Origin of the sequence: Ruania albidiflava DSM 18029, assembly GCF_000421225.1 — a bacterium.
Lineage (GTDB): Bacteria > Actinomycetota > Actinomycetes > Actinomycetales > Beutenbergiaceae > Ruania > Ruania albidiflava.
Window position 1 is genome coordinate 1 of sequence record NZ_ATWL01000056.1, and the last position, 1,508, is coordinate 1,508.

The 1,508-nt window shown below is 68.2% G+C and carries 1 protein-coding gene; it reads left to right on the plus strand.

Features of this window, described 5'->3' with window-relative positions:
- Positions 1 to 246 precede the first annotated feature (246 nt).
- The coding region (locus K338_RS24180) for a polysaccharide deacetylase family protein (protein ID WP_022919802.1) at positions 247 to 1,508 on the plus strand (1,262 nt) is incomplete at its 3' end.

The following is a 1,508-nucleotide window of genomic DNA, read 5'->3' on the forward strand; positions in this document are numbered from 1 at the left end:
TGCGGGCCGTCTCGACCAACACGGGCTGTTCTCGTCACCGGGACGTGGGCTCACCGGACCTACCATCGAGCGGTGTCTCGATCCACCCCGCTCTTGCTCACCGCTCTGCTGGGTACCGCGCTGCTCGCACTCGCTGGGTGCACTCCGACGGAGCAGCCCGACGATGACCAGCCACCATCAGAATCTCCGTCTCCCGAGGAGCAGAGGCCACAGTGGCCCCAGATCGGGACGGTCAACCCGTCATCCGTGCCCGGTCTGTCCACCTACACCGCGAGCGACAACGACGCCCAGTTTCACGTGCTGGTTCCACAGCTGGAGGCGCACGAGGCCTTCAACTCCTCGCTGCAGGCGATCGCCGACGAGCAGCGTGAGATGTACCTGGAGGACTATCTGGCAGCCAAGAACGAGGCCGGTGACATCACATCCTGGATGTCCGGTACCTGGACTGCCACCGCCGTCTCGGCGGACATCCTGGGCTTCGAGCTCACCACCACCTTCAGCCCGGGCGCGAGCACAGCGTCCACCCATCGCGTGGTCTGGTACGACCCAAACGCCGGGGAGCTGCTGGGCTGGCAGGACCTCCTCACCGAGGACGCCCTCGACGAGGTGACCACCGCAGTGCTCGCGGAGCTGGAGAAGGTGGACATCGACGCGGACGGCGATGCGGTCGAGCAGACCCTGCGCGAGGGTGACCCGGCCGTCGGGTTCAGCGAAGCCGGCGACCTGCTCGTTGGCTTCGACTCGCACACCGTCGCCCCCGGTGCCGCAGGCGCACCCGCAGTCGCCCTGGCCGCCCCCGCGGACAACGGCTGGCTCAGCGACACCGGCCATGCGGCGTTGGACGCCTCGCTGCAGCCGCGCCCGGAGGATGTGCCCGAACCCCCCGAGGTTCCCGACCAGGAGGAGGTGGACTGCAGCCAAGAACAGTGCGTGGCGCTGACCTTCGACGACGGGCCATCTGCGAGCACCACACCGGAGCTGCTGGACATCCTGGCCGCCGAGGAGGTACCCGCGACATTCTTCGTGCTCGGCAGCCAAGCGCACGCTTTCGGCGACCTCATCGCCCGCGAGGTCGCCGACGGGCACGAGGTGGGCAACCACACCTGGCAGCACCCCGACCTGTCCGCTCTGTCGGCAGATCAGGTGCGCGAGGAGGTGGAGCACACCAACGAGGTCGTCGCCGAGATCACCGGCAGCGAACCCACCACCCTCCGCCCGCCCTACGGCGCAACGAACGACACCGTAGCGGCTGTCGCCGAGGAGCTCGGCATGGCCCAGGTGGCCTGGGACATCGACACCCTGGACTGGCAGCACCACGACCCGCAGCAGACTGTGGCGAACGCCGCCGAGGCCACCGCAGGGTCCATCGTGCTGATGCACGACATCCACGACACCACGATCGAGGCCGTGCCCGACGTGATCGAGACGCTCCGCGAGGAAGGCTTCACCTTCGTGACAGTCAGCGACCTGCTCGGGCAGACCACACCGGGCGAGGTCTACTACCAGGG